The 510-nt window shown below is 54.7% G+C and carries 1 protein-coding gene; it reads left to right on the top strand.

What is annotated here, in order from left to right:
* Positions 1–65: 65 nt before the first annotated feature.
* Positions 66–510: dTDP-4-dehydrorhamnose 3,5-epimerase (gene rfbC, locus AF337_RS28835; RefSeq protein WP_049734866.1), on the top strand; the 445-nt coding region annotated here is incomplete at its 3' end.

Here is a 510-nt window from a genome sequence, read left to right as displayed (position 1 = left end):
GCACAATTGGCTATATTGCCGGCGTTGACCGCTGTCACAATCCAGCGATCGAGCCTAATGCAAGGATGTATGCGTTGAATGTAGAACAACTGGAGATCGGGGACGTCAAAAAGATCACTCCCGCCAGGTTCGGTGACTCGAGGGGCTATTTCAGCGAAGTCTTCAAAGATTCCTGGTTCCGCACTAGTGTGGCCGACGTATCTTTCGTGCAGGATAATGAGTCCCTTTCAGCACAGCCGGGAACCGTCCGGGGATTGCATTTTCAGTTGTCTCCCTTTGCGCAAGGCAAACTTGTGCGCTGTCTCCGTGGCGCGCTCCTGGATGTGGCCGTCGATATCAGACATGGCTCTCCGACATATGGGAAGTGGGTCTCCGCAGAACTGTCCCCTGAGAATGGCTCACAGCTTTGGGTGCCAGCCGGATTTGCGCATGGGTTCGTCACTTTGCAGCCTGATACGATCATAAGCTACAAAGTCACAGCGCCCTACAGCGCGGAACATGACCGTGGCG

It is taken from the genome of Rhizobium ecuadorense (genome assembly GCF_001187535.1).
GTDB classification, from domain to species: Bacteria; Pseudomonadota; Alphaproteobacteria; order Rhizobiales; family Rhizobiaceae; genus Rhizobium; species Rhizobium ecuadorense.
This window is presented reverse-complemented; position numbering and strand designations above follow the sequence as displayed.